The 3,301-nt window shown below is 64.5% G+C and carries 5 protein-coding genes and 1 pseudogene; 4 read left to right on the forward strand and 2 right to left on the reverse strand.

Going from position 1 to position 3,301, the window contains the following annotated elements:
* Together EOD07_RS27920 and EOD07_RS27925 are read right to left on the reverse strand one after the other, a co-directional pair.
* Window positions 1-233, reverse strand: a 233-nt coding sequence (locus EOD07_RS27920) for a glycosyltransferase (RefSeq protein ID WP_127237685.1), incomplete at its 3' end; no start/stop codon positions are given.
* A 4-nt stretch (window positions 234-237) separates the two neighbouring features.
* Window positions 238-1,494, reverse strand: a complete 1,257-nt coding sequence (locus EOD07_RS27925; protein WP_127237684.1) for a nucleotidyltransferase family protein — start codon at window positions 1,492-1,494, stop codon at window positions 238-240.
* A gap of 500 nt (window positions 1,495-1,994) precedes the next feature.
* Here EOD07_RS27925 and EOD07_RS27930 point away from each other — a divergent pair, with 500 nt between their 5' ends.
* From EOD07_RS27930 to EOD07_RS27945, 4 genes and pseudogenes are all read left to right on the forward strand, one after another.
* Window positions 1,995-2,147, forward strand: coding sequence for a lasso RiPP family leader peptide-containing protein (locus EOD07_RS27930; RefSeq protein ID WP_095769314.1), 153 nt, complete (start codon window positions 1,995-1,997; stop codon window positions 2,145-2,147).
* A gap of 156 nt (window positions 2,148-2,303) precedes the next feature.
* Window positions 2,304-2,603: a PqqD family protein gene (locus tag EOD07_RS27935; protein ID WP_040988730.1), complete on the forward strand. Its 300-nt coding sequence runs from the start codon at window positions 2,304-2,306 to the stop codon at window positions 2,601-2,603.
* Between the two features lie 25 nt (window positions 2,604-2,628).
* On the forward strand, window positions 2,629-3,003 hold the full coding sequence (locus tag EOD07_RS27940; protein WP_082037341.1) for a lasso peptide biosynthesis B2 protein: 375 nt from the start codon (window positions 2,629-2,631) through the stop codon (window positions 3,001-3,003).
* Between the two features lie 72 nt (window positions 3,004-3,075).
* Window positions 3,076-3,301: pseudogene (locus EOD07_RS27945) on the forward strand (asparagine synthetase B); the annotation flags it as partial.

Raw genomic sequence — 3,301 nt, forward strand, 5'->3', positions numbered from 1 at the left:
TTGACGTCGAAGCGGATGACGGCAAGCCGGCCGCTGCCGTCGTCGGCGGCCAAAGCCACATCCCTTGTGTCGTCGGTGGAGGCGTCGTCGACCACGATGACTTCGGCGACTTCCGGCTCGCGCAGCGCCGAAGCAATGGCGGCGGGAATCGTTCGCGCCGCATTGCGCGCGGCGATGATGACGCAGACCCCCAAGGTCGCCACGGGGGTCGTCACAGGCGTCGTCACGGGCATCGGCTCACCTTTCGCTTGCATGATTGGCCGCCCCGCCAACGATTTTGATCATTTCGCTCCGCGCCGGCTCGACCATGGCCGGGCGCTCGAAGATACGCCGGCTGAGGTCGGCGGAGGCCGCCCAGCCGGCTTCCGCAAGGTAACGGACCGGCTCGCGACCGCAGAGCTCCCACAACACATGGCGGCGCTGCGGCCAGCGCAGCGACGCGAGCCACGGCGCCATGACCATGTGGAAGAGGTCGGCGTTGTCGATGCGGGCCAGAACGCGGGTGGCGCGATCCGAAAGCAGCGTGCCGTCGCCGCCGAGCAACACATCGGCCGCGCGCAATCCCAAGAGCAGCGTGTCCGCGAGGCCCTGTCCGGCGGCGTGGTCGAGCACCCTCTGCTGCTCGGCTTCGTTCAGCCGGCTGGCGCTGGCCCTGACGTCGCAGACATAACCGGCGCAGGGTTCGCGGTTGAAAAACGCCTTGGCGACGCTGATCGAGGACAATAGCAGCGTGTCGGCCGCCGAGATCAACGGCATGACGACGCCGGCCACCTCGACTTCGCGTTTGCGGCGCAGAAAGCCGTCGATGTCGCGCGGGCTCGGCGAGCCCGGCTGCTGCAGCCGGTGATGGAGGTCGACCGTCGAGGTCCTCGCGCCATCGTCGCGAACCATGTGCTGCTCGCCGAGGAAGCGAACCCACCAGACGGAACGGGATTTGCCGGCAATCTCGTAGCCGATCGCCCGCAACGCCTCGCGGGCCTGCCCAAAGCGCGCCGGCGAAACCAGTATGTCGACATCGCCCGATGGCTTCATGAAATGATCGCCATAGAGCAGATGCTGCTGGAGCGGACCCTTGAGGAAGACGAAATCGACCCGGCTCTCGCGCAGCGCGCGATCGATGGCTATCGAGTCGCCGATGCAGGCGGCGTTCATCGACATCGTGCGCCGACGATAGCCATCGAGCCATCCAGCCAACTCCGCGGGCACAGCATCTGCGGGCCCACGCTTGAGCGCCTTGAGCAGGAACACGGCGACCTTGTTCAGCCTGGCGATGTCGGCGACATTGGTCGCCGAGATTGGGGTCGCCGAGATTGGGGCCGGCGAGATTGGAGCCGCCGTGATTGGGGAGGCCGTCGGTGCGGGCAGATCGGCCCGGCCATCGGTGATGTTGGCTCCTGGCGCGAAAAACAGCCTCAGGCAGGCCTGCACATAGGCGACTTCGTCGGCGCAGCCGGCGGCGCGCAGCCTTTCATAGGAGCCATCCTGCACCGCCATGCCCGATGTCATTCTCCGCAAAATGCCGCCCGAGCGGCTTATACCGCAACTGCGAAGAAAAGCATCGGAAAAATTGACGCGACCGTTCCAAAGCTGGGCCGGATCGCCTCACAACTGCAACCCAAGCGTTCAAAGTCGCCAAGCGCTCAATCACTTTTGAAGACAACTCCGGAGACGTTCCAGCAGGCCGGAATGCGGCGAATTTTTGCAGGGATTTCTTCGCACTTGCGAGATGCCTTCCTCGCCTCAAAAATTATCATAAATAAATCAAATGCTTATTTAAACGGCGAAGACCGGCGGTTGAATTTCTGAATGGGCAGGGTCTAGGATGGCGGTGCTTACGCCTTGATCACCAACGAAGGCGAGCGCAACCAAGAATTGATTAACGGTTAGTAAATCAGGCTTGACTCATGGATGTTGCCGTGCAGCAATCGCATTGCAGCATAGCCATATGCTGGCGGCATTCTGCAGCCGCTTCCAGTCCTTAATTGGAGAGTAAAATGGAACAGAATGTTGAAAAGCATGAGTATGAAACCCCCAGCCTGACGGTTCACGGTTCTATTGAAACGATCACGCAGGGCGGTGCTGGCACGACAGCGCTTGACGCGAGCTTTCCCGCGCACACGCCGGTCGGCGAGCTGACCTTCTCTTAAGGCTTACAGGCATCCGGATGTCTAAGTTGGGGCTCCGGATGCTCTCCAACAGGTGAGCCGGGGGGCTTTTGTCCCCCGGCTTCCTGCCGAGGATCGCCGGCAACCGATCCACGGCGAAAGGCCCAAGGGCGCGGTGGCCAGCAACGAGGTTTTAGGATGGACTGGAACCCCTCGGACCATGACCGCGTGGTCGCGACCGGCGAGGCGGTCGCATGTGAATTCGGCGCCGGACTGGCGCTGCTCCACCTCAAATCTAATGTCTATTACAGCCTGAACGGCGTCGGCGCCTTCATCTGGGAGCAGATCCAGGAGCCGCGATCGATCCTCGATATCCGCGGCGCCGTGCTCGCGCGCTACAATGTCGATGCCGAGCGCTGCAAGGCCGATGTCGAGGGCTTGCTCAAGGGGCTGAGCGAAGCAGGGCTTGCGAGGCTCCACCGTGAGGAACTGGTCTAGGCTCCGCTCGCTGAGCGGCCGGGAGATGCTGTTTCTGGCACGCTGCCTGATGGTGGTGAGCGCGGTGCGGCTTGCGCTGACGCTGTCTTCCTACAACCGTGTCCGCGGCGCGGTCACGCGGCTGGACGCCAGGCGTGACGCCGGCATCGCCGATCTGCGGCGGGTCGCCTGGGGCGTTGCGGCCGCGGCGCGGCTCGTGCCGGGCGCCACTTGCCTCACCCAGGCGCTGGCCGGGCAATATCTGCTCGCCCGCCAAGGCAACGCCTCGAAGATCAGCATCGGCATCGAGAAAGGGACCGGCAGCACGCTCAAGGCGCATGCCTGGCTGATGAGTGGCAACCACATCGTGCTCGGCGGCACGATCAAGGGATTTGCCCATCTGGTCGACCATGGGTCGTGAGCGATGAGCGGCGTCGCCGGACTCGTGCATGGCGACAATGGCCGGCCCGCCGGGGCCGGCGATATCCAAGAGATGCTTTCGCGCATGCGCCACCGCGCCCGCGACGGCAGCTCGTGGTGGACCGAGGGCAGCGTGGCGCTCGGCCACGCCTGGCTCGACACGACCGGTGAGGACGGCCCCGGCCCGCTGACGATGGCTGGGGGCAAGCTCGCCATCACCGCCGACTGCCGGCTGGACAATCGCGACGAGCTTCTGGCGCGGCTCGGCCTGCGCGACCGGTCGATCGCCGACGCAGTGC

The organism is Mesorhizobium sp. M2C.T.Ca.TU.002.02.1.1 (genome assembly GCF_003997225.1).